Raw genomic sequence first — 25,091 nt, 5'->3', positions numbered from 1 at the left:
GCTTGCCGCCACCAGTTCAGTCAGCGGGGTGCGACATCCCACATGCGCTCGCCGGGCAGGGGATCGGGGAGACGGTCGACGGCGGGCAGGGGGTCGTTGGTGACCCGGAGTCCAGCAAAACGACGGCTCATGGCGTGGGCGTATCGCTCGGCAAGCGCGGGCTCCGCGCTGTAGTCGGCGATCACATGCTCACCGAACCAGACTCGCACGCGACGGCGTTCGGTCGTCTGGATGGCGGTGGCGGTTGTCACTTGTCCTCCTGGGGCAGTTCGTCGGGTCGGGAATTCGCGGGGCGAGCGCGGTGATCTTGGAATGCCCTGGGTGGACCAAGGTATTTCGTGACCACGCAGATCCAACGGTCCGATCTCGGCCCAGGTCACGCTTCGATCCCGAGGTTTCATCAAGAAATCAAGATTTCCCGTTCGGCCGACCGCCGGGCGCTTTCGAAAGTATGTTCACTTCTTTGTCGAATCGGTTCGATTCACGCGGCGGTTCCGCAGCGTGCCCATACCACGACTGAGCGGATACGCGATCCAGGCGGCCTACCAGACCGTCCAACAGGCGAGACGGGCGGGTTCCGAAAATGGTCAGTTGGGTCGATCCGTAGGCTTGACGCGTGACCGTCGAAGAAACCAGCCTGGCCCTTCCGACAGTGCCGTCGGTACAGCTCGTGCCGGCACCGGTGGGCATCGCCTCCGTCCAGACCGAGCACCTGATGGGAGATGTCGGCTCCGCCCTGCGGCTGCTCGACGCCGTTGAGCGGGTCCGGGGCCACGCCCATCCGCTCATCCTCGATCTCCAGGACGCCGTCGGCATGAAGATGCCCGCGGCCCTCATCCTCAGCGCGGTCGCCGCCGGCCGCGACTCGGCCGAATCCGTCGCCCAGCAGCTCGGCACGTCGTCCGCCGAGGCCGAGCTGGCGCTGACCGATCTCGCCGCCATGGGGCTGGTCCGGCTGCAGCCCGATCTCCGCGTCACGGTCAGCGATGCGGGCCTCGCCCGGCTGGCCCAGCTCGACGGTCTGACCGTCCGGGTCCTCGACGTGGTGACCGGCATCCTCGGCCCGGAGGACGCGGCCACATTGGTCCGCCTCCTGCACACAGTGGCCGACGGCCTCGAGACCGCCGCCGTCACGGCCCGAAGCGACCGCCAGCTCTAGCTTTCAGGTGGTGGGCGTCGGGTCGTCGTATTGGCCGGGGCGGCCGCGGTAGCGCTCGCCGTTCAGGTACGGCCAGGCGTTGGCGGTGCAGCCGTGGAGGCCGAGCGTCTGCTGCTCCATCACCGGGGCCGGAGCGCCCGGCGCCGGGCAGAGCTCGTGACCGTTGCCGAAGCGATGGCCGGACTCGTGGTTGATCATGTACTGCCGGTACGCCGTCAGCGAGGCGCCATAGTCCGGTACGCCGTTCGCCCAGCGGGCCACGTTGAGTACGACGCGATCCCCGATCCGGCAGCTCGTGTACCGGTCGTACCCGTGTCCGCAGATGGCGTCGCGCGTCGCCGGCGTCACCAGCATCAACACGTAGTCGAAGCTCTCGCCCTCGCCGACGTGCTGGAGTCGGCGCTTGCCCCCGCCGGTCCACCCGCGCGGATCGGCGTACGTTGCGCGGATGAACCGGCCCAACTCGGCCTTGTCGACCCCCTTGATTCCACGTTCGACCACAACCCGGAAGCGGAGCAAGGGCCCGGCCGTCCCGATCGTTGTCGGGTCACCAGGGAGTACGTCGTACTCGGCGCTGCCGCGGACCGGGAAGGTGATGCGGCTGTCGAGCGGTCGCTTGTTCCTCGGCGTGGTCGTGATGCGGATGTCGGTCCCGCCTCGGCCGGCGGGCGGATTCTTGCCCTTGGCAACTGGCGCGGTTGTGGGGGTGGAGGCAGCGGTCAGGCGTGGTTGGTCCTGCTGGGACAGGCGGGCCGGTAGTTGGTAGATCGCTCCAGCCACGACCGCTGCCGCGATACCCAGACCGATGATCCTCGCCTTGCGCATACCGCTCCTCACCCGCGGCGATCCCGCTGATCACCGTGTCCTCACACCTCCTTCTTGTCTGATCGGGCTGAAACCCTTCTCGTCGCGAAGGACTCAGCGGGCGAGCACGGTCGTGACGTCGAGATTTCCGCCGCTGATCACGCAGGCGGTGAGGCCGTCCGGACTCAGCGTGACGGAGCCTTCGAGCAAGGCGGCGAACGTCGCGGCGGCGGCCGGTTCGAGGGCGAGTTTGGTCCGCGACATCACCAGCCGGGTCGCCTCGACGATGCTGTCGTCGTCGACCCGGACCACCTCGTCGACGTACCGCTTGATGTGCGCGAGCGTGTGCACCCCGCACATCGGCGCGGCGAGTCCGTCGGCGACACTACGGGCCGTCGGCAACTTCTCCGGTACGCCGCTGGCCAGACTGCGCGAGACCACATCGGCGTTCACCGGCTCGATTCCGATAACCCTTGCCGAGGGCAACAACTCCTTGATCACGAGCGCGAGACCCGAGACCAGGCCGCCGCCCCCGATCGGCACCAATACGGTGTCCAGGGAAGGGCGATCCGCCAGCAGCTCCAGACCGATGGTGCCGGCGCCGGCGATGACCGTTGGGTCGTCGAAGGGATGTACGGCGGTGAGGCCGCGCTCGTCCCGGAGTCGCTCGTACGCCGCGAGCAGATCGCCCTCCACCAGCACCACCTCAGCGCCGTACGACCGGGCCGCGTCGACCTTCGCCGGTACGGCGCCCGCGGGCATCACCACCGTGGCGGCCACTCCGGCGGCGCGCGCGGCCCACGCCAGCGAGCCGGCGGCGTTACCCGCGGACAGCGTGATCACGCCTCGCCCCCGCTCGTCCGCGTCGAGCGTGAGGACCTTGTTGAGGATGCCCCGGACCTTGTAACTCCCGGTCTTCTGGAAGAGCTCCGCCTTCAACGTCAGCCGCCCGCCGAACCGCTCGTCCAGCGTCTCCGACTCGACCATTGGCGTGCGGTGCAGGCGCCCCGCCACTCGTTCCGCGGCGGCGTACACCTGCTCGAGACCCACCAGTTCGTCCATCCCCGGAGCCTAAGCGTGTCAGGGAGTGAACAACTTCCAGCGCCCCTCGGAGACGACTTCGACGATGCCGTCGCTCACCTTGATGGCGGTCTGGTCGTCGATCGCGTACGTCGGCGCAGGATTCCGTGCCGCCCACTTCTCTGCGTTCTCCAAGGAAGCGTCGAGGTGGTCCAGGTGGTCCAGGTGCGGGATGATCGCAAAGTCAACGAGGCCCGCTCCCTGCCCGGTGACCAGGATTCTGTCGACGTCACCCTGGGGCGTGGTGAAGACAACGTCCTCCGACTTCAGCGGTCCGTCTTTCCCGCGGGGCGGCTCGACGTAGGTCTCGACGAAAGTGGAGCTAGCAGCCATAGCCCCGGCGCTCACCCCCACGTAGACCGCCTCTGAGCGCAGTGTCGGCAGGAGATCGGTCAGACCGGAGCGCCGCATCCAGTTGGCGAGAAACAGGGGGTCGCCGCCCCAGAACAGCAGTGCGTCGGCGTCCCGAACCGTTGGCACCCAAGCAGCCTTCTCGATGCTCGGCAGTACCGACAGCTCCAGGATCCCCAACGACTTCCACCCCAAGCCAGCCAACGGCGATGGAGCCTTGCCGCTGATCGCCTGCCACGCCCCGCCTTGCCCGCCGGGAAAGGGGTAGATGGCGGTCGGGATGAAGAGGGCGTTGGACTCGGCGATCGGTTTGCCCAGCAGGTCGACCAGCGCGTCGCGGATGCTGCTGTTCTTGATCCCGCTCGAGGTGAGGAGAAGTCTCATATCGCCCTTCCTTGGTCATCCGGGGCGCGCACGACGCCGCCGAGCCGTTCCCAGGTCACACCCTCTCCCGACACTTGGTGGAGTGCCGACTAGAAGACTTCAGCCAACTTTCTCTACCGAAGCTGCGTCGAACTCTGTGGTTGGGCGCAAACAGGGGATGTGCCCAACCGAAGACTTCAGCTCGTCAGTTAGGCGTGATGATGAGTTTGCGGCCGACGCCGGCGCGGAATTGCTTGACCGCGTCGGCATACTCGTCGAGCGCGAAGGACTCGCTGATCATCACGTCGGGCCGGATCGCGCCGGCGACGAAGAGGTCGCGGGCGCGTTCGAAGCTGTTCAGGATCGCCATCGACCCGGTGATCGTGATCTCCCGGTTGTAGACCTTGAACGGTTCGAAGCTGGCCAAGGCATGCTCGCCGGATACGCCGAACTGCAGGAACGTGCCGCCGCGCCCCACCTGCCGCAAGCCGTCCTCGATCGCCGCCGGCACCCCCGTGCAGTCGATCACCACGTCCCACCCGCGCGCCCGCTCCACTTCGGCCGAGCTCGTCACGGCCGCCGTACAACCGAGCAGCCGGGCCGTCTCGAGCCGTGCGGGATTGAGGTCGACCACGCTGACGTCGATGGCGCCCGCCCGTTTGGCCAGTTCCATCATCATCAGGCCCATCGTCCCGGCGCCGTAGATCAGGTAGTTGGTCCCGAGCTTCAACGGCAGTACGTCGAAGCCGCGCACCGCGCACGCGAGCGGCTCGACCAGGGCCGCGGTCGCGACGTCCAGCCCGTCGGGAAGCTTGAAGCAGTTCCCGACGGGCGCGCGGGCGAACTCGGCGGCGCCACCGGGCTCGGTGATGCCGATCGCGTTCCACCGTTCGCAAAGGTTGGCCTGGCCGCGCTGGCAGTAGTAGCACTCGAAGCAGTACAGCGACGGGTCCACCGCCACGGCATCGCCGACGGCCACCTCGGTGACGTCCGCGCCGATCTCCACCACCCGGCCGGCGAATTCATGCCCCGGTACGACGGGCAGCGATGGCGCGAACTCGCCTTCCAGGATGTGCAGGTCCGTGCCGCAGATCCCGGTCGCGACCACCTGGATGACCACGTCCCGCGGGCGCGGCGTGGGATCGGGGATCGTGGTGAGCTCGATCCGGTCGATCCCGGTGATCATGGCTGCCTTCACTTCACTGCTCCCAGGGACATGCCCCGGACCAGCTTGTCCTGGGCGGCGAAACCGGCGATCAGCACGGGCAGCGAGACCAGCACGGCCGCCGCGCAGAGCCGGGCGAGGAACAGACCCTCGTTGGTGATGAACCCGACCAGGAAGACGGGCGCGGTGCTGGCCCGGACCGCGGTGAGGTTGACCGCGAGCATGAACTCGTTCCAGCTGAAGATGAAGCAGATCAGCGAGGTGGCGGCGATGCCCGGTACGGCGATCGGGCCGACCACACGGACCAGGATCGAGGTCAGCCCGGCGCCATCCACCTGCGCCGCCTCGATCACCTCCTTCGGCACCTCGGCCAGGAAGGACTGCATCATCCAGACCGCGATCGGCAGGTTCATCGCCGTGTAGAGCACGATCAGCGTCCAGACGTTGTCGAGCATGCCGATCTCCTTGACGATCAGGTAGATCGGCAGCAGCCCCGCGATCAGCGGCAGGAACTTCGTGGACAGGAAGAAGAACATCACGTCGGTCCACTTGGCCACCGGCCGGATCGACAGCGCGTACGCCGCCGGAATCGCGAACAGCAGCACCAGGATCGTCGAGATGATGCCGGCCATCGCCGAGTTGATCATCGGCGCGGCCAGTCCCCGCTCCAGCAGGGTGCCGTAGTGCTCGAACGTCCAGGGCGCGGTGAGACTCGGCGGGTTCGTCGCGGCGTCCGCCTCACTGTGCAACGAGGTGAGGAACATCCAGCCGACGGGCGCGAAGAACAGCAGCGTCAGCGCCCAGGCGAGGAATCCCCACTTGGACCTACCACTGCGCGGCCTGTTGGTACGGGACAACGCGTGCGTGCTCATCGGCGGGCCTCCTCGCGCAGCAGGGACGACACCACGCGCAGCGCGAAGGTGGCGACCACGATGGTGCCGATCACCACGACCACGCCCGCCGCGGCGGCCTCGCCGTACTCGTATTTGCGGAACATCGTCTGGTAGATCTCGTACGGCAGGTTGGTGGTCGCCGTACCCGGACCGCCCTGGGTGATCGTGAAGACCGCGTCGAACGTCTGCACCACGTAGATCGAGCCGAGCAGGATCGATAGCTCCAAGTACTGCCTCAGGTGCGGCAGGGTCAGGTGGCGGAAGGTGTTCCAGCCACTCGCCCCGTCGACCTGAGCCGCCTCCAGGACGTCGGCCGGCTGGCTCTGCAATCCGGCCAGCAGGATCAGCATCATGAACGGCGTCCACTGCCATACGAGTGACGCGACGACGGCGGTCATCGGCATCGACGAGATCCAGTCGATCTGCGGCGGATCCGTCATCCCGAACCAGCCGCCGACGGCGTTCAGTACGCCGTTCAGCAGGCCGTACGCCGGGTTGTAGAGCGCGTGCTTCCAGAGCAGCGCGGCCGCCACTGGCATCACCAGGAAAGGTGCTATCAGCAACGTTCTCGCCAGACCGCGTCCGAAGAACTTCTGGTCCAGCAGCAGGGCCAGCACCAAGCCGATCAACATCGACACCAGGACGACGCTGACGGTCAGGACGACGGTGTTGAGTACGGCGTTGCGCAACCGGGCATCGGTGAAAACCGTGCCGTAGTTGGCCAAACCGGCGAACGAGCGCTCACCCGGGCGCAGCACGTTCCAGTGCAGGGTGGACAGCACAAGCGTTGCCACGAAGGGCAATTGGGTCACGACGATGACGAAGATCAGGGCCGGGAGCAACGGAATCCGGCGCTTACGCCGCTCGCGTGCCTCCCGGCGGCGGGCGTCTTCCATCGCCTTTGTCGGCGGACTTTCCACTTCAGGCCTATCGATCAGCAGGGTCACGACTTCACCTCAGGACTCCGTTCGGAGCTGCCACCTTCTTTTTTCTGCCGCGAGTGGTCACATCTGATCCATCACGCCGACGTCTCCCGGGCCGCGACGCGGATCAGATGTGACCACTCGCGGAAGAAAAAAGAAGGTCGAGCTACTTGGCCGTGGCACCCCTCGAAGGCGGAGGGCCGGAGAGGAGTGCCACGGGTCGGGGCTGTTACTTCGGGTACTTGGCTGCGACCTGCTCGGCGAGTTTCTGCCCGTCGGCCAGGGCCTTGTCGACCGTGGTCTTGCCGGCGATGGCGGAACTCACCTCCTGCGAGACCTTGGTGCCGAGATCCGCGAACTCGGGGATCGTGACGAACTGGACGCCGACCGTCGGCCGCTCCTGCACACCCGGGTTGGTCGGATCGGCCTCTTCGATCGAGGCGAGCGTGACCGCACCGAAGGCGGCGGCCTCCTTCTTGTACTCGGGCAGTTCGTAGGTCGACGCCCGCTTACCCGACGGCACCCGGGACCAGCCGAGCTTCTCGCCGACGAGCTTCTCGTAGTCCTTGCTGGTCGCCCAGGACATGAACTTCCAGGCGGCGTCGGCCTTCTTCGTGGTCTTCGGCATCGCGAACGCCCAGGTCCACAGCCAGCCGGAGGCCTTGGTCTTCTCGACCGGCGCGTGCACGTAACCGACCTTGCCGGCGACCTTCGACGTCTTCGCGTCCTCGAGCAGACCCGCGGCCGAGGTGGCGTCGTACCACATCGCGGCCTTGCCCTGGCCGAACGTGTTCAGGCACTCGGTGAAGCCGGCCTGCGAAGCGCCGTCCTCGCCGTAGTTGCGAATCAGGTCCACGTAGAACTTGGTGGCCGCCGTGAACTCTGACGAGTTGACCTGCGCCTTCCAGTCCTTGGTGAACCAGGTGCCGCCGTACGTGTTCACGACAGTGGTGAGCGGCGCGAAGATCTCGCCCCAACCGGGCAGCCCGCGCAGGCAGATCCCCGCGGTGCCCTTGCTGTTCAGGGCTTTCGCGAATTCCTGCACCTGGGTCCAGGTCGGACGCTCGGGCATCTTCAGCCCGGCCTTGTCGAACAGGTCCTTGCGGTACATCAGGAACGAGGACTCACCGTAGAACGGCGCCGCATAAAGTTTGCCGTCATCACCTTGAAGTGACTTCACCATCGGCTCGAGCAGATCGTCCTTGGCGTAGTTCGCGTCGTTGCCGGTGTAGCTGTCGAGCTCGTGCAGCCAGTCGTTGGCGGCCCAGATCCGGGCCTCGTAGGCGCCGATCGTGACCACGTCGTACTGCCCGCCCTGGGTCGCGACATCCTGAGTCACTTTGTCGCGCAATTCGTTCTCGGGCAGGATCGTGAAGTTCACCTTCACGCCGCTGGTCTTGGTGAAGTTGTCGGCGGTGAGCTTCTGGATGTCCTCCATCTGCGGGTTGCCCACCATCAGGACGTTGATGGACTCCTCGCCGCTGCCGCCGTCACCACCTCCTCCACCGGCACCGGCACAACCGGCCAGCACCAGCGCGGTGGCGGTGGCGGTCGCGGTCAGAACCACGCGGGTCCTTTGCTTCATGGCGTTCGCACCTCACGATCTCCAGAGCTTGCAGGGGCCGGCCGCTTCCCCGAATCGCTTGCGCTGGGCCGGTGACCAGACCGTACGATCGCGAAAACGTCTGCGCAAGCGTTTGCGCGGTACTTTTTCAACTTGTGAGCTTTGGCGTGCTCATATGAGCACCGATTTGGGGAGGGCTGAATGCGCCGCGAGAATGGCCCGGTGGTGAAGATGTCCGATGTCGCCCGCCGGGCGAAGGTGTCCGTCAGTACCGTCTCGCACGTGCTCAACGAGACGCGTTTTGTCGCGCCCGAGACGCGCGCCGCCGTGCTGGCCGCGGTGCACGAGACCGGGTACGTGCCGAACACGATCGCCCGCTCGCTGGTGATGTCGAAGACCAACACGATCGGGCTCGCGCTCTCCTCGATCTCCAATCCGTACTTCGGCGAACTGGCCCACCAACTGCAGGCCGCCGCCGAGGCGCGCGGCTACTCGCTGCTCATCGCCGACACTCACGACGATCCCGAGCGCGAGTTCAAGGTGGCCCGCGATCTGCACGAACGACGCGTCGACGGCATCATCCTGGCCGCCTCACCGTCGCCGTCCCAGGCCCTCGAATACCTGCAACTGCGGCACGTCCCTGTCGTCCTGGTCGACCGGATGATCGGCGCCGGCCTGGACGAGGTCGGCACCGAGAACGTCGAGGCCACCGCCCACCTGGTCGAACACCTCGCCCTCGACCACGGCCACCGCCGGATCGGCCTCATCTCGGGTCTCGCCGGCCTCGCCACCACCGAGGAACGCATCGAGGGTTACCGGCTCGGACTGGAACGCAGCGACCTGCCGTACGACGTTGGGCTGACCGCCGAAGGCGCCTCCGACGTCGAACCGGCCCACGCCGCGACCGCCCGGCTGATCGCCATGGCCGAGCCGCCGACCGCCATGATCGTCGCGAACAACCAGATGACGATCGGCGTGATGCAGGGTCTGCGCGACGCGGGTCTGACCGTGCCCGCGGACATGGCCCTGGTCGCGTTCGACGACTTCGACTGGGCCGACCTCTTCAGCCCCCGCCTCACCACGATCGCCCAACCCCACAAGGAATTGGCGCACAAAGCCGTCGACCTCATCACGACCCGCATCACCGATCCAACCCAACCCCCACGCAGCACCCGAATCCAGCCCACCCTCATCCGCCGCAACTCCTGCGGCTGCCCCTGACTACTTTCTTTTTTGTGTTCATTCGTCGCATTCCGCCCTCCCGTGAGCGGACATGTGCTGGCCAGCGGACAGGAGAGGGCGGAATGCGACGAATGAACACAAAAAAGAAGACCGAACTGGAGGTTTGTTTTGCGGATTGGCGAGTTTCCCGTTGCAGAGCAGGGCGCGGGACCGTACGGAGTGGCGGTTGAGGCGGCTGGGGCGGTGTGGATGACGTTGGTTCATGCTGGGCAGGTCGCGCGCTTGGATCCGAAGTCGGGTGAGGTGCGGCGGTTCGACTTGGGGGCCGCGGAGAGTCGGCCGATGGTCATTGCGACCGGGCCTGATGACTCGGTCTGGTTCGGTCGGTCGGACAACCGGATTGGGCGGATCACGGCAGACGGCGAGGTCGCGTCGTACGAGGTGAGTGGGTCGGCGTACGGCGTGTGTGCGGGCGCGGATGGCGCGATGTGGTTCACGTTGATGACGGCGGACCGGTCCACGCTCGACGGCGCGATCGACGTACAGTCGCTGCCGACGGAAGGCGCGGCGCCGGTCGGTATCGCGGCGGGCGAGGACGGCGTGTGGTTCGCGGAGATCGGCGCAGGGCGGATCGGGCGGATCGGCCATACGGCTCGACACTGACGGCAAGGTGGTCGACGAGGTCGTCTTCGGGCCGGGGACAGAGCCGCACGGGTTGGCTCTCGCCGGCGACGAGTTGTGGGTGGCGCTGGAGACCGGAAGTCTCGCTCGCTGTTCATCTGCGGGTTGACGGACACGCCAGCGCACGGTCATCTCCGGGCGGGTTAGTTCACGATGTGGAAATAGGCCGGGCCGCCCATGGTGGTCCGGCCCAGCTCTCCTGTCCGCGATCCCGCCCGACCGTGAGGAGTCGCTGTGAAGCGATGGACCATGCCCTTCGCGAGCCTGCTGTTGGCCGCGACCGTTCTCCCCGCCACCGCCCTACCAGCCCAGGCTGTAGACGGATCGATCGCCGGCATCACGGGTGTCGGCGTGCACAACGCGTACCAGCAAGCCACGTTTCCCTGGCTCATCGACGCCCTCGAGTCCGGTGCTTCGATGCTCGAGATCGACGTGTGGCAGAACTTTTTCGGCTCCCGCGCGTACCAAGTGAGCCATGACCCTGGGAATGCCAACAACTGCTCGTCGGCCACCACGTTCGCCGGCTTGCGCTCCGGTTCGCGCAACCAGAACCTGCAGACGTGCCTGCGCAATCTCAAGCTCTGGCACGACCAGAACCCAACGCATCGCCCGTTGATCATCAAGCTCGAGGCCAAGAACGGTTTCGACGGCCGGGGTGGTTATGGGCCGGCTCAGCTGGACACCTTGGTCAGTACGGCGCTCGGGGCCGGCAACATCCTCAAGCCCGCTGACGTGAAGGGCTCCGCCAGCACGCTCGACGCGGCAGTTCGCGGTGGCGGTTGGCCGTCGCGGTCGAGCCTCAACGGCAAGTTCCTCTTCCTGATCGAGACGGGCGCGTTCGAGTCGCAGAACCCGTTCGACAGTTACGACACGGACCTGGAGTACGCCGATCACCTGACGGCGTTGAACAATGCGGGACGGCTCAGCTCGGCCACGATGTTCACGACGATCAACGGCGCCTCGTCGTCGGACCCGCGGACTGGTGATCGCGGCGGCTCGCGCGCTCAGTGGTACGTCACCTTCGACGGCAATGCCGGCTCCTGGTTGGGCGGCAGCACCAGTTTCTACACGAGTAACAACTACCTGCTGGTGATGGTCGACGCGCACTCCGTCGCACCCGCGATCGACGGGCGGAACCCGACCGAGCAACAGGCCAAGGACCGCGTCAACCTGCTCGCCTCCCGCGGTGCCACCATCGCGTCGAGCGACTGGACCGCGCCGCCGATCGTGTCCTACACAACCCCACGCAGCTAAGAAGCCCGTGCCTCGCGCCGGACGTTTCCCGGCGTGGGCACGGGACCTCAGCCGCCGGTCGCCATTGCGTAGCGGCCGGCGAGCTGAGTCGCGGCGTCGATCAGCTCGGCTGGGCCAACGATCTCCAGGTCGACCTCGAACATGCCGAGCGTGGCGGCCAAAGAGATCCACGACCACGCACCGAGCACCAGCCGGCACCGGTTCGGCCCAAGCTCCTCGACCAGCGCGTCCCGCCCCGCCCAGCGCGCGATGTCAGCGGCCTTCGCCTGCAGGATCGCCTCACCCCGGCACGGCCATTCCGATCGCTTGAACCGCTCGGAGATGTACGTCGCGACGTCCGGCGTCGGCAGTTCGCGCGGCGTGAAGCGCGGCCCGGTCGGCGTCTTCGGCGTCATCCGGTCCACCCGGAACGTCCGCCAGTCCTGCCGATCCAGGTCGAACGCGACCAGATACCAGCGGCCGCCCCAGGTCACCACGTGATGCGGCTCGACCTTGCGCGGCGGCTTCCACTCCTCGGTCTCACCCTGGTCACGCGTCACGTAGTCGAAGCGCAGGATCTCCCGCGAGCGCACCGCCGTACCGACCGCGATCAGGTGTTCGCTGTCCACCTTCGACCGGCTCGCGGCGTACTTGTCGACGGTCGTCACCTGCAACGCGTCGACCCGCTGCCGCAGTCGTGCCGGCATCACCTGGCGGACCGTGGCAAGAGCCCGGAGCGCGCCCTCCTCGATCCCGGTGACGGCAGTGGTCGCGGTCTGCAGGGCGACGGCCACCGCGATGGCTTGATCGTCGTCGAAGAGCAGCGGCGGCAGATCGGCCCCCGCGTCCAGGCGGTAACCGCCGTCTGGGCCCTTGGTGGCGCGCACGGGATAGCCGAGATCGCGGAGGCGGTCGACGTCGCGTCGTACCGTCCGCGGGCTGCACTCCAGCCGTTCGGCCAGCAGCGCACCCGGCCAATCCCGCCGGGCCTGTAGGAGCGACAGCAGCGAGAGAAGTCTTGCCGAGGTTTCGGACATGACTCCAGATTCGCAGAAGTAGCGGCCAGAACCTGTCCTGTTCTGCTGGAAATGTTCTCGGTGTCACCCCCTAGCACATCCAGCGAGGAGATAACCCGTGATCAGCACCCGATCGCTCACCAAGGACTTCGTGGTGAGCCGTACCCAGACCGTGCACGCCGTCCGCGGTATCAGCCTGCAGATCGAACCCGGTGAACTCGTCGCCGTGCTCGGCCCGAACGGCGCGGGCAAGACCACCACGATGCGCATGCTCACCACCCTGATCGCGCCGACTTCGGGTAGTGCGACCGTCGCCGGGTACGACGTGGCGTCCGACCCGGCGCAGGTCCGCCGGTGGATCGGGTACGTCGGCCAGGGCAACGGCGCGGGCCACTCCCAGCGCGTCGGCGACGAGCTTGCCGGGCAGGGCGTGATCTACGGACTCGACCGTCGGGACGCGAAGGCCCGGGCCGCCGAACTGATGGAGGCCCTCGATCTGACCGAGCTGGCCAAGCGCAAGGTGTCGGACCTGTCGGGCGGTCAGCGGCGCCGGCTGGACGTGGCGATGGGCCTGGTGCACGCGCCGCGGCTGTTGTTCCTGGACGAGCCGTCGACAGGTCTCGACCCGCAGAACCGGGCCAACCTGTGGGATCACATTCTGCGGATGCGCGAGCAGTACGACATGACGATCATGCTGACGACGCACTACCTGGACGAGGCCGACTCGATGGCCGAGCGGGTGGTCGTGGTGGACAACGGCGAGGTGATCGCCGATGACACGGCCGAGAAGCTGAAGACCGACCTGGCCGGCGACCAACTCGTCATCACCGTTGCCGCCAGCAACCTCAATGTGGTCAGGCGATTGGCCGATTCGTTGCCCGGGGCCCGTGATGTCGTGGCCGACGGCAACCAACTGACTGTGCGAGTGACCGACGGCCCGGCGGCCCTGCCGGTACTGCTCGGCGCTGCCAAGGACGCGGGCGTACCGATCGCGACGGCCCAGGTCCACCGCCCCACCCTCGATGACGTTTTCCTCACCCTCACCGGTCGCAGCCTGCGCGAGACCGGCACCACCGGAAAGGCAGCCGCATGACCACCCTGACCAGCCCCGCGCCCACCCGCGTCGTACAGCGCGATGCGGAGCCGATCCGCCGCAACCTGATCCGGGATACCGGCATCGTGATGCGGCGCGAGTTGCAGCCGGTATTGCGCGACCCATTCTCGTTGTTGTTCGGGATGATCCAGCCGTTGTTCTTCCTCGCGCTGTTCGGTCCGTTGCTGGCCGGGGCGCTCGGAATGGCGGGACCCGTCCAGGGGTCGATCTGGCAGTGGTACGTGCCGGGTCTGCTGGTGATGACCGCGTTGTTCGGGACGTCGGCGACCGGGGCGAATCTGCTCTTCGAGTTCCAGACGGGCGCGCATGAGCGGATGCTGGTCACGCCGTTGTCGAGGTCGTCGCTGCTGATCGGCCGGGCGTTGAAGGAGATGGTGCCGCTCGCCGGGCAGACCGTTGTGGTGATCGCGGTGATGATCCCGTTCGGGTTCGAGCTGCATCTGGTCGGCGCGGTGATCGGGCTGGCGCTGCTCGCGGTGTTCGGGGTTGGGCTCGGGTCGTTCAGTTATGCGCTGGCGATCGCGGTTCGTAAGCAGGACTGGATGTTCTGGATGGTGCAGCAGACTTTCCTGTTCCCGCTGATGATCCTGTCGGGCATGCTGCTGCCGCTGGAGTCGGGCCCGGGCTGGATGCAGTTCGCCTCGAAGCTCAACCCGCTCGCCTACATGGTCGACGCCGAACGCCTCCTCTTCGCCGGCGACCTCACCTCACCCACGATCGCGTACGGCGCCCTCGCCGCGATCCTCACCGCCGCCGCCGGCCTCACCGTCGGCATCCGCATGATGCTCAAGTCCACCGACTGACCCAGCTTCCTTTTCGTTCATTCGTCGGAATCCGCCCTCTCCCGACCGCAGACCTGTGCATGTCCGCGGTGCTGAGAGGGCGGATTCCGACGAATGAACGAAAAGGAAGGTCAGCAGGCGCAGGCGATGCCTTGGGGGGCTACCAGGGGGTCGAGGGTGACGCGGTGGGTGCCGTCGGCGGTTTCGATGGGGAGGCCTTCGCGAGCCCAGTACTCGAAGCCGCCGATCATCTCTTTGACGGGATAGCCCAGCTTCGCGAAGGCCAGTGCGGCTTTGGTGCCGCCGTTGCAGGCCGGGCCCCAGCAGTACGTCACGACCGCGGTGCCGGCCGGTACGACGGACGCGGCGCGGGCCTCGATCTCGAGGGTCGGCAGGTGGATCGCGCCCGGTACGTGGCCCTGGTCCCAGCTCGCCTGGTTGCGGCTGTCCACCAGCACCCAGCCGGTCGTACCCGCGCCGATGTCGGCCGCGACGTCCGACGGGTCGGTCTCGAACGAGAGGCGGCCGGCGAAGTGCGCGATCGCCTCGCTCTGAGCGGCGGGCTGGACCTTCAGTACCTGCGACATCTGGTGACTCCTTCGGGTGGAAGCGTTGGCCCAAGCCTGCCAAGCGCCGACGCCCGCGAACAGTGGCGTGAATGCCCTTCACCGCTAAGATCACGCCATGCGTGCCCGACGTACCGGACGTACCGTCTCCGTGCTGGCCTTCGACCGGATGGCGCCGTTCGAGCTGGGTTCGGTCGTCGAGGTGTTCGGCATCAACCGCCTCGGCCTCGAGTGGTACGACCTGCGCGTCTGCGCGGCGGAGCCCGGGCCGCTCCGGATGGCGGGCGGTTTCACCATGACCGCGCCGTACGGGCTGGACGAATTCGCGCAGGCGGACACCGTGATCGTGCCGGGCGTCGCGAACGTGCACGCCGACGAATCCCCCGAGGTCATCGCGGCATTACGCCTAGCGCAGGCCAACGGCGCACGCATCGTCTCGATCTGCTCGGGCGCCTTCGCACTGGCCGCGGCGGGTCTGCTCGATGGGCTCGGCGCGACCACTCATTGGAAGTACGCGCCGATCCTGGCCAGGCGTTTCCCGAAGGTTCGGGTCGAGCCTGACGTGCTGTACGTCGACAACGGGTCGGTCCTGACCTCGGCCGGGTCCTCCGCGGGGATCGACCTCTGCCTGCACTTGGTCCGGACCGACCATGGCGCGCGCGTCGCGAATTCCGTCGCGCGCCATCTGGTCGCGCCGCCGCATCGGGACGGCGGCCAGGCCCAATTCGTCGAGGCCGCCGTGATCGAGACCGGCGCGGATGACCCGATCGGCCGGGCCACCCGCTGGGCGCTGGACAACCTGGTCGAGCCGATCACCGTACGGGAGCTCGCCCGGCAGGCACAGTTGTCGCAGCGGACGTTCATCCGGCACTTCACCCGCCGCACCGGCACCAGTCCGCTGCGCTGGGTCATCACCCAGCGGGTGCTGGCCAGTCTGCCGCTGCTGGAGTCGACGTCGACACCGGTGGAGAAGGTGGGCGCGGCGGTGGGGTTCGAGAGTCCGGCGACGTTCCGGCACCACTTCGGCCGGACGATGAACGTGTCCCCCGCCGCCTATCGCAAGACCTTCAGCCTTCGCCCGTAAGCCCTTCGCCCGCGTCGTCCGTGAGCTCGAGGATCGCGGTGATCATCACATCCCACACCTGCTCCGGCTGCTCGTGACCCGCGCCCGGTAGCGGCACCAGGCGGGCTCCGGGGACTTCCCGCGCGAGCGCCTCGCCGTGGCCGATCGGGAACAATGGGTCCTCGGTGCCGTGCATCACCAGGGCCGGTACGGCGATCTCGCCGAGCCGGTGCCGAATCGGCTCGCCACCGTCGAGGATCCAGTGGTTGGTCATAGCCGCGGCCAGGTCCGCCGTACGGTCGACCATCTTCGCGTACAACGCCCGCCGCGCGGGTTCGTCGTACGGCAGGCTGCCGGCGAAGAGCCGTTCGGCATCGATCAAGGCCTGCAGCGCGGCCTCGCGGTCGGACCAGTCGGTCGGCTCGGCCTCCTCGGAGAATGCGGCCTGCAGCGCTTCGGACATCGGCGGCAGATCCGGGTTCGACGGGCCGCCGGGACCGCCCGGGCTGGTCGAGACGAAGGTGACCGTACGGACGCGCTCCGGGTGGTCGAGGACGAGGCGCTGCGCGAGTCCGCCGCCCATCGAAACGCCGACGATGTGCGCCTTCTCGATCCCGAGCGCGTCCAGGATGCCGATGGCGTCGGCGACCAGGTCATGCCCGGAGTACGACGGAGCGCCGGCCGGGTCGTGCGTCGATTGGCCGGTGTCGCGATGGTCGTACCGGATCACGAACCGCGGTCCGGCCGCGAGTCGCTCGCAGAACGCGTCCTCCCAGAAATCCATCGAGGCCGCGGCACCGTGGATCAGCAACACCGGCGCCGCCTCCGCCTCCCCGAACGTCTCGACACACAGCTCAACCGCGCCCACCTTGACCAACTTCTTCACGACGTACTCCCTTGCTCAGACTTCCTCCGACACCCCTACATCGGACCCGTCACACAGACCTCGACATCCGGCGCTCCCTTCTTTGCGTTCGTTCGTCGGAATCCGCCCTCCTCCCGCCGCCGACCTGCACCGGTCCGCTGGGCTGGGAGGGCGGATTCCGACGAACGAACGCAAAGAAGTCACCCCGGCGAAGTTCGCGCGTGGAGGTGGGCGTCGTGCCAGCCGTCTGTGTGGCGCATCGAGCGGGACAGGGTCGCCTCGAGGGGGTACGACGCCTTAGCCGCGACTCGGCAGGAGGCGAGGTTGCGGGTCGAGTGGTGTAGGTCGAGCCGGTTCATGCCGGCCGTGCCGAAGGCCCAGTCGGTCAGCGCGTGCAACGCCCGTACGGCGACTCCCGCACCACGCGCAGACGGCAACACCCAGTACGAGATGTCCGCCGAGGCCTCGAACAACGAAATGCCGCGAAGGCCGACCTGTCCGAGCACGACGTCGGCCACGTCGACGATCGCCCAGCTCGCGGCCGTCTCGTCGGACCAGCGCTGGGCGAAGTCGGCGATCCAGGCGACTGCCTCGTCATCGGAGTCGATCCGGCGAATGTGCCAGCGCTGGATCTCCGGACAGCCGAACGCCGTACGGACCGCCGCGGCGTCACCGGGCTGCCACGGTCGCAGGGCCAACCCGCCCTCGACCTCGAGCCGCGGTTGCGCCTGGAAACTGCCGCTGGGAATGGCCGGATCTACGAGGAGAGGCACGACTGAATCCTGACAGACCAGTGCCGTCGCCACCTCCTACGAAGGCTGCGACGGCAGGTTGGTCAGCGGCGGAAGCCGAGGGCCATCAGGATGACTGCGGCCAGCGAGCTGACAGTGCGGACGTGGTTCCAGGGGACCCAGCGGCTCAGGTAGGTCTGCCAGTACGCCGCACCCTCGGCGCTGGCGGCGTCGACCGCGGCCAGCGCGTTGTTCATCGGCACGTTCACCGCTCCGGTCACCACGCTCGTACCGATCAGGAAGACGATCGCGCCCGCCACCCGCCACGCCGTACCGCCGAGGCCGTCGAAAGGAGCGGTCACCAGGACGGCGACACACGAGATCGCCGAGCCCGTGAACACCAGCAGGAAGACCGGGTTGAGGATGTGCACGTTAATCGAGTTCATCGTGGCGATGCCCTGCGGTGCCGGCTGGTCGCGGAGAGCCTTCATCACCGTGGTGTCGAAGGCGAAGAACAGGCCCGCGTTCAAGGCCACCCCGGCGATCGAGATGATCGTGGCCAACTGCGAGATCTTGCCGATCATGATGCCCACACTCCTGTCGCGGCGGTCGCCCGGACGTAGTCGCTGAAGTCACGCGGTGCCCGGCCGAGCACCTGCTGCACGCCGTCGGAAACATAGTCGGACAAGCCGCGCCGCACCACCGTAAATAGATCGGCGAGCCCTTTCGCGGTTTCGGCGTCCAGCCCGTATTCGACGATCTCGGCCTGGTACTCCTCGGAGTCCACGTGCTCGTACACCACCGGCCGCCCGCTCGCGGCGGAGATCTCGGCCGCCGCCTGCGCAAGCGTCATCGTGCGCGGCCCCGACAGCGCGTACGCCGTACCCGCGTGATTGTCCGGATCGAGCAGCGTCTCGACGATCACCTCGGCGATGTCGTCCGCGTCGATGAACGCCTCGGCGCCATCGCCGGCCGGCGCTCGCAGTTCGCCGTGGAGTACGCCGTCGAGCAGGAAGTCCTCGCTGAAGTTCTGCATGAACCACGCGGGCCGGACGATCGACCAGGACATCCCGCTGTCCTGCAGTACGGCCTCCAGCGAGACGCCGGCCCGGTAGACGTCGAACTCGCGCCCCGGGCTGCCGGTACCACGCCCGGACAGCAACACCGTGTGCCGTACGCCGCTCGCGGCCGCCGCCTTGACCGCCGCCTCCGCCTGGGCCGCTCCACCCGGATCCATCGGCGGAGCGACGTACATGAGGTTGGCGCCTTCGAAGATCGGAGCCCAGGTCGACTCGTCGTACCAGTCGAAACGGTGCTCGCTCGAACGCGACGCGGCCTTCACTCCGAGGCCGCGATCGCTGAGCAGGCGGGCGACACGACGACCGGTTTTGCCAGTACCACCGAGAACCACCGTTGTGTTTGTCATGCCTCAATTCCACCGTCGCACGGTGCGTTCATCCATGGTTGTACGGCGCACGCCCATGTCTGAGCGTCTACCCTTGGGCGATGGACGTTCTCGACGATCTGCTGGCCGGGACCAGGGCGCGGGGTGGGCTCTTCAACCAGACGGTGCTGGATCCGCCTTGGTCGTTGCGGATCGCGGACGAGGCCACGCTGGCGCTCGCGACGATGATCCGCGGCGACGGCTGGCTGATGTTCGATGGCGAGGAGCCGATCCGGTTGCGCGAGCGGGATATCGCCGTCATCCGCGGCCCGGTCGAATACACGGTCGCCGACGATCCGGGCACGAAGCCGCGGCTGTTGATCCGGCCGAACAACATCTGCGAACCGTTGCCAGGGGCCCCCGAATTCGACGGGCCGACGTTCGCACCGCGGACGCATGGGCGTCGTCCGGACGGGCAGGACCTGATCGTCAGCGGCGTCTACCAGATGGAGGGCGACGTCAGCCGCCGGTTGCTGAACGCACTGCCGCCGGTCTTGGTGGTTCCGGCCGAGCAGTTCCCCGGATCCGTGATGGACCTGCTCACGGCCGAGATCAGCCGGGACGATCCGGGTCAGGGCGTGGTGCTCGATCGCTGGCTCGACCTGGCTCTGATCATCACGTTGCGCGCGTGGTTCGCGCGGCCGGAGTCGCACGCGCCCGGCTGGTACCAGGCGCAGTGTGATCCCGTCGTCGGCCAGGCGCTACGGCTGATCCACGAGGACCCGGCCCGGGGCTGGACCGTTGCCGAGCTGGCCGATCGCTGCGGCGCCTCCCGGGCGAACCTGGCCCGCCGCTTCAGCGCGCTGGTCGGGGAGGCGCCGATGGCCTACCTGACCGGATGGCGCATCACGCTGGCGGCGGATCTGCTGCGCGATACCGATGACACGGTCGAGTCGATCGCCCGGAAGGTCGGCTATGCGAACGCCTTCGCCCTCAGCGTGGCCTTCAAGCGGATCCGTGGGATCAGCCCGTCGGCCCACCGCAAGGGCGAGGCGCTCGCCAGCTCCGCGTGATGCTCAGGCGGTCTTGGTGATGGAACCGCCGACCGCGGTGAACGTGCCGTTGTAGTTGCGCAGGTTGTACTTGTCGGCGTCCTGGCCCGTCACGCGATACGTGTAGGTGCCCTTGGCAAGCTTTCCGCCCGAGCCGGACTTACCGTCCCACGTGGCCTTGACCATGCCGTCGACGTTCGCGCAGTTCATGATCCGCACCTTCGTCGAGCCGTAGTAGAACGTCACCTGGCACGTCGGCAACGCCTTCGACACCGGCAGCCGCAGCGACCACGTCGTACTCATCGAAGCCGGCGCGATCACATTGCCGAGGTAGACCGGCGGATCGATGAACGGCGCCAGCCGCACCGCCTTGCCGATGAAGGTCTTGTCGGTCCACGCCAGCGTCTCGTCGTCCAGGTCGAACTGGTCCGGCGTCGCGTCGGCGACGTCCCACGGGTCGGCAATGATTTCGTTCGCCGGCAACGTGCCGACCACGACCGGTGCGATGGTGGTGCCGAGCTTGATCGTCCGTACGTCGCGCTGCGCGTCGGTCGGCCGTACATCGAGCGCCAGGTAGCCACCGGACAGCTTGAGCGAGGTGGTGCCGCGCGTCCCGATCGTCCGCTGCGTCTTCGCGGCGGTATCGCGGATCGTCAACGTCTGCGAACAAGGGTCCGCGCTCGTGCACGCCGTCACCCAGGCCAGCCACTTGCCGTGAATCGCGACCGCCTTGATCTTCGAACCGGCAGGACGGTGCACACCTTCGACGTTGCGCGCGAGGTCCTTCACCCGGACCGAACCGTCCGCCTTCGCGTAGGCCAGGTAGTTCCCGAACAGCGAGGCCGGGTCTTCCGGCCGCTCGGCGGACTGCTTGGTCCGCAGGTCGGCGATCATCGGGTAGGACCAGTTGAGGCCGCCACTACCGTCCCAGACCCTCCACCGCAGCAGGACGCGGTTGCCGGAAGCCTGCGGCGGAGCCGAGCCACCGTTCTTCGTGATCACGCCGGCCGAGTCGCGCAGGTGCGGACCGGCGTACTGCAGCCAACCCGCCGAGCCGGACAGCGCCGCATAGCTCGTGTCCCGGAAGATGGTCTGCTCGGCGCCGTAGGTCAACTTGCCACCCGCCGCCGACATCGTTCGCGTGATGACGTCGAACTCCTTCGGGGACTCCTGGCTGCGCTCGGCGACGCTGTACGAGATCCGCCCTGGCTGTACGGCGACCGCGTAGGTGCCCGCCGGGTTTCCGAAGCTGACGGTGCCGACGGGGTCCGCGGCCTGTGCTGCTTGTGCGCCAAGGCCCAGCGGAATCACGGATAGCGCGGCAACGGCCGCAGCACCAGTTCGCCAAGTCATATCGAAAGCTCCTCAAGGATCCGTTGGTCTGCACCTCTTGATGCAGTCGCCAGGACAAAAGTTGTCCGCCGCTCCGTGGGGCCCGCGCGGACGCGGCGGGAATCCCTTGTGCTGCGTCCACTTCACGACATTGGCGTTTTACGGCGGGGGCAGAACGTCGTTGGCAGGCCTACATTTCCGACAGCCGCGCCGGCGAGTGACTTGGATCACCCGTAATCCCGCCCGAAATCCGGCCCGGCCGAGGCCGCCGTCCACCCAACCGGCCTCCCGCCCCAGTGAGGAGCAGCACTGTGAGAGTCCTGAGAGCAGTACATCGCCGAACACACGGCCACCGCAGACGCCGAGCCGTGCAACTCACGGCCGTCACCGGTCTGGCAGCGGCCCTGGTCGCGGGAAGCGTGGTGAGCGGCACTTTCGCCGCCGGCTCGACCGCCGAGAGCCTCGCGCCGCCGGACCCCACCGCCCGGGCCCTGGCCGCCGCTGACCGGGCCGCTGCCAATGGATTCGACGCCCTCCGCAAGGGACCGCACGAGCAGTTCGACCGGCGTGGCGTCTTCGAAGGCGGCAAGACCGGCGAGAAGGACCTCTTCTACGTTTCGTACAACAAGACGTACCGAGGTCTGCAGGTCGTCGGCGGCGATGCGGTTGTCGCGACCGATGCCGTCGGCAACGTTCTGACGACCGTCTCCGCGTCGAAGGCCGCGATCAACGTCGGTACGTCGCCCCGGCTGAACGCGACCCAGGCCACCACTGCCGCGAAGAAGGCGTTCACCTCTGTCGCGGGCACCGCCACGCCCAAGCTCGTCGTACTGGCCACGGGGCAGCCGCGACCGGTCCTGGCCTGGGAAGTACCCGTCACCGGTAAGGCCAAGCACACCGCGCACGACCACGGCGACGGCATCGCCCGCGAACTGGTCTACGTCGACGGACTCACGAGCAAGGTGCTGCACTCGACCGAGCTCACCGCGTCGGGCACGGGCACCGGCATCTGGAACGGCGGCAACCTGACCTTCGGTACGACGCAATCGGGCAGCAGTTACTCGATGACCGACCCGAATCGGCCGGCCCTGCGTTGCCAGGACTACGCCACCAACGCCACCTTCACCGACTCGGACGACGTGTGGGGCAGTACCAGCAAGACCGACAAGGTCTCCGGCTGTGTCGACGTCATGTACGCCGCCGCCGGCGAGTGGGACCTACTCAAGAACTGGTACGGACGCAACGGCCTCGACGGCAACGGCAACTGGGCCGACGCCGAGGTCGGTCTGCAAGAAGGAAACGCCTACTGGGGACACTCGAGCAACTCCGACGGCGTGGTCTTCGGCTACAACACCGCCAACCAGTGGATCACCGGCATCGACGTCGTCGCCCACGAGTACGGGCACGGCCTCGACGCCAAGACCCCGGGCGGCATCTCCGGCCACCCCTCGCAGGAGTCCGTCGCCGACATCTGGGGCGCGATCACCGAGCACTACCTGAACAACCCGAACGACGCCCCCGACTACGAGGTCGGCGAGGAGATCAACTTCTCGGGTAACGGGCCGATCCGCTACATGTACAACCCGTCCAAGATCTCGGGCCACCCGAACTGCTACTCGACCAGCCTGCCGTCGTCCGTGCACGCCGCGGCCGGTCCGATGAACCACTGGTTCTACTTGCTTGCCGAGGGCACCAACCCGAGCAACGGCCAGCCGACCAGCACCACCTGCAACAACGGCGGCACGCTGACCGGTATCGGCATCAAGGACGCCGGCCGCATCGTCTACAACGCGATGCTGCTGAAGACGTCGGGCATGTCGTACCCCAAGTGGCGGATCGCCACCTTGAGCTCGGCGAAGAACCTGGACGCCACCTGCGCCCAGTTCAACAAGGTCAAGGCCGCCTGGGATGCCGTCAGCCTCGGCTCGCAGCCCGGTGAGACCACCTGTACGCCGTCCGGGGACAACGACTTCTCGATGTCCCTGTCACCGACCTCCGGCACCGTCAAAGCAGGCGCCTCCGGTACCGCGCAGGTCAGCACCACCACCGTTGGCACCGCCCAGAGCGTCAAGCTCACCGCCAGCGGGGCGCCGGCCGGCGTGACCGTCACCTTCGACCCGTCCACCGTCACCTCGGGGAACTCGTCGACGATGACAGTGGCGGTCGCGGCCGGTACGGCGGCCGGTGGTCCGTACGCGATCAAGGTCACGGGCACCGGCAGCAAGACCCACGAGGTCAGCTACAACCTCACGATCGGCGACGACACCACGCCGCCCACCGGCGACGCTCCCGACATCGACGTGGAGAAGATCCGGGCACACCTCACGCAGTTCAACACGATCGCGACGAACAACGGTGGTCACCGCCGGGCCGGATCGGCCGGGTACACCGCGTCGGTCTCGTACCTCAAGCAGAAGCTCGAGGCGGCCGGCTTCACCCTGACCCTGCAGCGTTGTTCGAGCGGCTGCACCTACGCGTCGGACAACCTGATCGCCGACTGGCCCGGTGGCCCGGCCGACCAGGTCGTCATGTTCGGCGCCCACCTGGACAGCGTCAGCGCCGGTCCGGGCATCAACGACAACGCGTCGGGCTCCGCGGCCCTGCTGGAGAACGCCCTCGCCCTGGCGGCGGCGAACCCGACCCTGACCAAGCACGTCCGCTTCGGCTGGTGAACGGATGAGGAGCAGGGCCTGAACGGCTCCGAGTTCTACGTCAACTCATTGAGCTCGACGGCCAGGTCGGCGATCAAGGGGTACTACAACTTCGACATGATCGGCTCGACCAACGGCGGCTACTTCATCAACAACATCACTTCCGCCACTTCCGCACCGATGAAGGCCTACTGGGATTCGCTGAACCTCTCGCCCGAGGAGAACACCGAAGGCGTCGGCCGATCGGACGACGCCTCCTTCAAGAACGCCGGCATCCCGACCAGCGGGTACGCCGCCGGCGCCAGCGCGCGGAAGACCTCCGCGCAGGCGACCAAGTGGGGCGGTACGGCCGGATCGGCGTACGACCCCTGCTACCACCAGTCCTGTGACACCACCAACAACATCAGCGCGACCCACCTCAACCGCAGCGCGGACGGTATCGCGTACACCGTGTGGAAGACGGCCGTCGGCCGCGACCCGAACCCGACCAACGACTTCTCCGTCGCCGTCGACCCGGCGTCGGGTAGCGCGGACAAGGGCTCGTCGGTCACGGCCACGGTGAACACCGCCACCACGGCGGGCAACGCCCAGTCGGTCGAGCTCAGCGCAACGGGTGCACCGAGTGGTGTGACCGTGTCGTTCAGCCCGGTCTCGGTCACCTCGGGCAACAGCTCGACGATGACCGTGTCGGTCGGCACCGGCGCCACCGCGGGCGACTACACCATCACCATCAAGGGCACCGGCACTACCAGCCACACCACGACGTACAGCCTCAAGGTCAACGGCGCACCGCCCACCGGCACCGTCACCGTGACCAACCCCGGCAACCAGTGGGGCTTCGTCGGCTGGCAGGCCTTCCCCTTGCAGATGCGCGCTTCGTCGAGCGCGGGCCTGCCGCTCACCTTCACCGCGACCGGGCTGCCGACCGGTCTGACCATCAGCAGCTCCGGCAACATCACCGGTACGCCCACCCGGGCCGGCGCCTACCAGGTGACGGTCACGGCGAAGGACACGTCCGGCGCCACCGGCAGCACCACCTTCCGCTACGACATCCAGTCGTGGTGACCGTCTAGACCGAAGCAGTTCCCCCCGATAGGCGGGCCCACCGGAACAGGCGCTCCGGCGGGCCCGCCGCTT

General features: G+C 67.5%; 24 protein-coding genes and 1 pseudogene. 10 read left to right on the top strand and 15 right to left on the bottom strand.

The genetic code is table 11. The annotated features are described in order from the left end of the window. Positions 1-20: 20 nt before the first annotated feature. A complete protein-coding gene (locus OG394_RS26940) occupies positions 21-251 on the bottom strand; it encodes a hypothetical protein (RefSeq protein WP_328989877.1) in 231 nt (76 codons plus the stop codon). 365 nt (positions 252-616) lie between these two features. On the opposite strand from OG394_RS26940, the gene OG394_RS26935 reads away from it, so the two are divergent. Then, on the top strand, positions 617-1,159 hold the full coding sequence (locus OG394_RS26935) for a MarR family transcriptional regulator (protein ID WP_328989876.1): 543 nt from the start codon (positions 617-619) through the stop codon (positions 1,157-1,159). Between the two features lie 3 nt (positions 1,160-1,162). Here OG394_RS26935 and OG394_RS26930 read toward each other — a convergent pair whose 3' ends face one another. From OG394_RS26930 to OG394_RS26900, 7 genes are all read right to left on the bottom strand, one after another. Then, the gene (locus OG394_RS26930; RefSeq protein ID WP_328989875.1) at positions 1,163-1,984 is read right to left on the bottom strand and encodes a DUF3152 domain-containing protein; all 822 of its coding nucleotides are present in this window, start codon (positions 1,982-1,984) and stop codon (positions 1,163-1,165) included. Positions 1,985-2,077: 93 nt separating this feature from the next. Next, positions 2,078-3,025, bottom strand: coding sequence for a threonine ammonia-lyase (locus OG394_RS26925; RefSeq protein WP_328989874.1), 948 nt, complete (start codon positions 3,023-3,025; stop codon positions 2,078-2,080). Positions 3,026-3,043: 18 nt separating this feature from the next. Further along, on the bottom strand, positions 3,044-3,778 hold the full coding sequence (locus OG394_RS26920; protein ID WP_328989873.1) for a Type 1 glutamine amidotransferase-like domain-containing protein: 735 nt from the start codon (positions 3,776-3,778) through the stop codon (positions 3,044-3,046). A 184-nt stretch (positions 3,779-3,962) separates the two neighbouring features. Next, complete coding sequence (locus OG394_RS26915) at positions 3,963-4,955, bottom strand: zinc-dependent alcohol dehydrogenase family protein (RefSeq protein ID WP_328989872.1); 993 nt, start codon at positions 4,953-4,955, stop codon at positions 3,963-3,965. Next, positions 4,952-5,794, bottom strand: coding sequence for a carbohydrate ABC transporter permease (locus tag OG394_RS26910; protein ID WP_328989871.1), 843 nt, complete (start codon positions 5,792-5,794; stop codon positions 4,952-4,954). Before OG394_RS26910 ends, OG394_RS26915 begins: the two co-directional genes overlap by 4 nt. Beyond that, entirely contained in the window at positions 5,791-6,762 is a 972-nt protein-coding gene (locus OG394_RS26905; RefSeq protein ID WP_328989870.1) for a carbohydrate ABC transporter permease, read from the bottom strand. The genes OG394_RS26910 and OG394_RS26905 overlap by 4 nt, the downstream gene beginning before the upstream one ends. A 205-nt stretch (positions 6,763-6,967) precedes the next feature. Then, positions 6,968-8,323: an ABC transporter substrate-binding protein gene (locus OG394_RS26900; protein ID WP_328989869.1), complete on the bottom strand. Its 1,356-nt coding sequence runs from the start codon at positions 8,321-8,323 to the stop codon at positions 6,968-6,970. A 180-nt stretch (positions 8,324-8,503) separates the two neighbouring features. On the opposite strand from OG394_RS26900, the gene OG394_RS26895 reads away from it, so the two are divergent. The 3 genes from OG394_RS26895 to OG394_RS26885 all read left to right on the top strand — a co-directional run bounded on the left by OG394_RS26895 (position 8,504) and on the right by OG394_RS26885 (position 11,419). Further along, positions 8,504-9,523, top strand: coding sequence for a LacI family DNA-binding transcriptional regulator (locus OG394_RS26895; protein WP_328989868.1), 1,020 nt, complete (start codon positions 8,504-8,506; stop codon positions 9,521-9,523). A 180-nt stretch (positions 9,524-9,703) separates the two neighbouring features. Beyond that, positions 9,704-10,147 carry a Vgb family protein gene (locus OG394_RS26890; protein WP_442914235.1) on the top strand — a complete coding sequence of 148 codons (444 nt, stop codon included), beginning with the start codon at positions 9,704-9,706 and terminating at the stop codon, positions 10,145-10,147. Positions 10,148-10,399: 252 nt separating this feature from the next. Continuing rightward, the gene (locus tag OG394_RS26885) at positions 10,400-11,419 is read left to right on the top strand and encodes a phosphatidylinositol-specific phospholipase C domain-containing protein (RefSeq protein ID WP_328989866.1); all 1,020 of its coding nucleotides are present in this window, start codon (positions 10,400-10,402) and stop codon (positions 11,417-11,419) included. Between the two features lie 47 nt (positions 11,420-11,466). Here OG394_RS26885 and OG394_RS26880 read toward each other — a convergent pair whose 3' ends face one another. Then, positions 11,467-12,435 (bottom strand): helix-turn-helix transcriptional regulator, encoded by a 969-nt coding sequence (locus tag OG394_RS26880; protein WP_328989865.1) that lies wholly within the window; start codon positions 12,433-12,435, stop codon positions 11,467-11,469. 97 nt (positions 12,436-12,532) lie between these two features. Between OG394_RS26880 and OG394_RS26875 the strand changes: the two genes are divergently transcribed. Both OG394_RS26875 and OG394_RS26870 read left to right on the top strand, forming a co-directional pair. Further along, positions 12,533-13,507 (top strand): ATP-binding cassette domain-containing protein, encoded by a 975-nt coding sequence (locus OG394_RS26875; RefSeq protein WP_328989864.1) that lies wholly within the window; start codon positions 12,533-12,535, stop codon positions 13,505-13,507. Continuing rightward, positions 13,504-14,331 carry an ABC transporter permease gene (locus tag OG394_RS26870; RefSeq protein ID WP_328989863.1) on the top strand — a complete coding sequence of 276 codons (828 nt, stop codon included), beginning with the start codon at positions 13,504-13,506 and terminating at the stop codon, positions 14,329-14,331. The genes OG394_RS26875 and OG394_RS26870 overlap by 4 nt, the downstream gene beginning before the upstream one ends. A 110-nt stretch (positions 14,332-14,441) precedes the next feature. Here OG394_RS26870 and OG394_RS26865 read toward each other — a convergent pair whose 3' ends face one another. Continuing rightward, a complete protein-coding gene (locus tag OG394_RS26865) occupies positions 14,442-14,897 on the bottom strand; it encodes a rhodanese-like domain-containing protein (protein WP_328989862.1) in 456 nt (151 codons plus the stop codon). Between the two features lie 97 nt (positions 14,898-14,994). On the opposite strand from OG394_RS26865, the gene OG394_RS26860 reads away from it, so the two are divergent. After that, positions 14,995-15,960, top strand: a complete 966-nt coding sequence (locus tag OG394_RS26860; protein WP_328989861.1) for a helix-turn-helix domain-containing protein — start codon at positions 14,995-14,997, stop codon at positions 15,958-15,960. On the opposite strand, the gene OG394_RS26855 is transcribed toward OG394_RS26860, so the two are convergent. The 4 genes from OG394_RS26855 to OG394_RS26840 form a co-directional block, all read right to left on the bottom strand. Further along, positions 15,944-16,825: an alpha/beta fold hydrolase gene (locus OG394_RS26855; protein WP_328989860.1), complete on the bottom strand. Its 882-nt coding sequence runs from the start codon at positions 16,823-16,825 to the stop codon at positions 15,944-15,946. The genes OG394_RS26860 and OG394_RS26855 overlap by 17 nt on opposite strands. Before the next feature lie 179 nt (positions 16,826-17,004). After that, positions 17,005-17,577, bottom strand: a complete 573-nt coding sequence (locus OG394_RS26850; protein ID WP_328989859.1) for a GNAT family N-acetyltransferase — start codon at positions 17,575-17,577, stop codon at positions 17,005-17,007. A gap of 62 nt (positions 17,578-17,639) precedes the next feature. Beyond that, positions 17,640-18,119 (bottom strand): anthrone oxygenase family protein, encoded by a 480-nt coding sequence (locus OG394_RS26845; protein ID WP_328989858.1) that lies wholly within the window; start codon positions 18,117-18,119, stop codon positions 17,640-17,642. Then, entirely contained in the window at positions 18,116-18,961 is an 846-nt protein-coding gene (locus OG394_RS26840) for an NmrA family NAD(P)-binding protein (RefSeq protein ID WP_328989857.1), read from the bottom strand. The genes OG394_RS26845 and OG394_RS26840 overlap by 4 nt, the downstream gene beginning before the upstream one ends. Before the next feature lie 80 nt (positions 18,962-19,041). On the opposite strand from OG394_RS26840, the gene OG394_RS26835 reads away from it, so the two are divergent. Then, complete coding sequence (locus OG394_RS26835; protein WP_328989856.1) at positions 19,042-19,992, top strand: AraC family transcriptional regulator; 951 nt, start codon at positions 19,042-19,044, stop codon at positions 19,990-19,992. A 3-nt stretch (positions 19,993-19,995) separates the two neighbouring features. Here the strand turns inward: OG394_RS26835 and OG394_RS26830 are convergent, their stop codons facing one another. Continuing rightward, complete coding sequence (locus OG394_RS26830; RefSeq protein WP_328989855.1) at positions 19,996-21,324, bottom strand: hypothetical protein; 1,329 nt, start codon at positions 21,322-21,324, stop codon at positions 19,996-19,998. A gap of 275 nt (positions 21,325-21,599) precedes the next feature. On the opposite strand from OG394_RS26830, the pseudogene OG394_RS26825 reads away from it, so the two are divergent. Next, positions 21,600-24,392 (top strand): annotated as a pseudogene (locus tag OG394_RS26825) (M28 family peptidase); the annotation flags it as partial. A gap of 240 nt (positions 24,393-24,632) precedes the next feature. Further along, on the top strand, positions 24,633-25,019 hold the full coding sequence (locus OG394_RS26820) for a putative Ig domain-containing protein (protein ID WP_328996874.1): 387 nt from the start codon (positions 24,633-24,635) through the stop codon (positions 25,017-25,019). Positions 25,020-25,091 lie beyond the last annotated feature (72 nt).

The sequence above is a fragment of the Kribbella sp. NBC_01245 genome, from assembly GCF_036226525.1.
Classification (GTDB): Bacteria; Actinomycetota; Actinomycetes; order Propionibacteriales; family Kribbellaceae; genus Kribbella.
The sequence above is the reverse complement of the archived record's forward strand: the minus strand, read 5'-3'. Positions and strand labels throughout refer to the sequence as shown.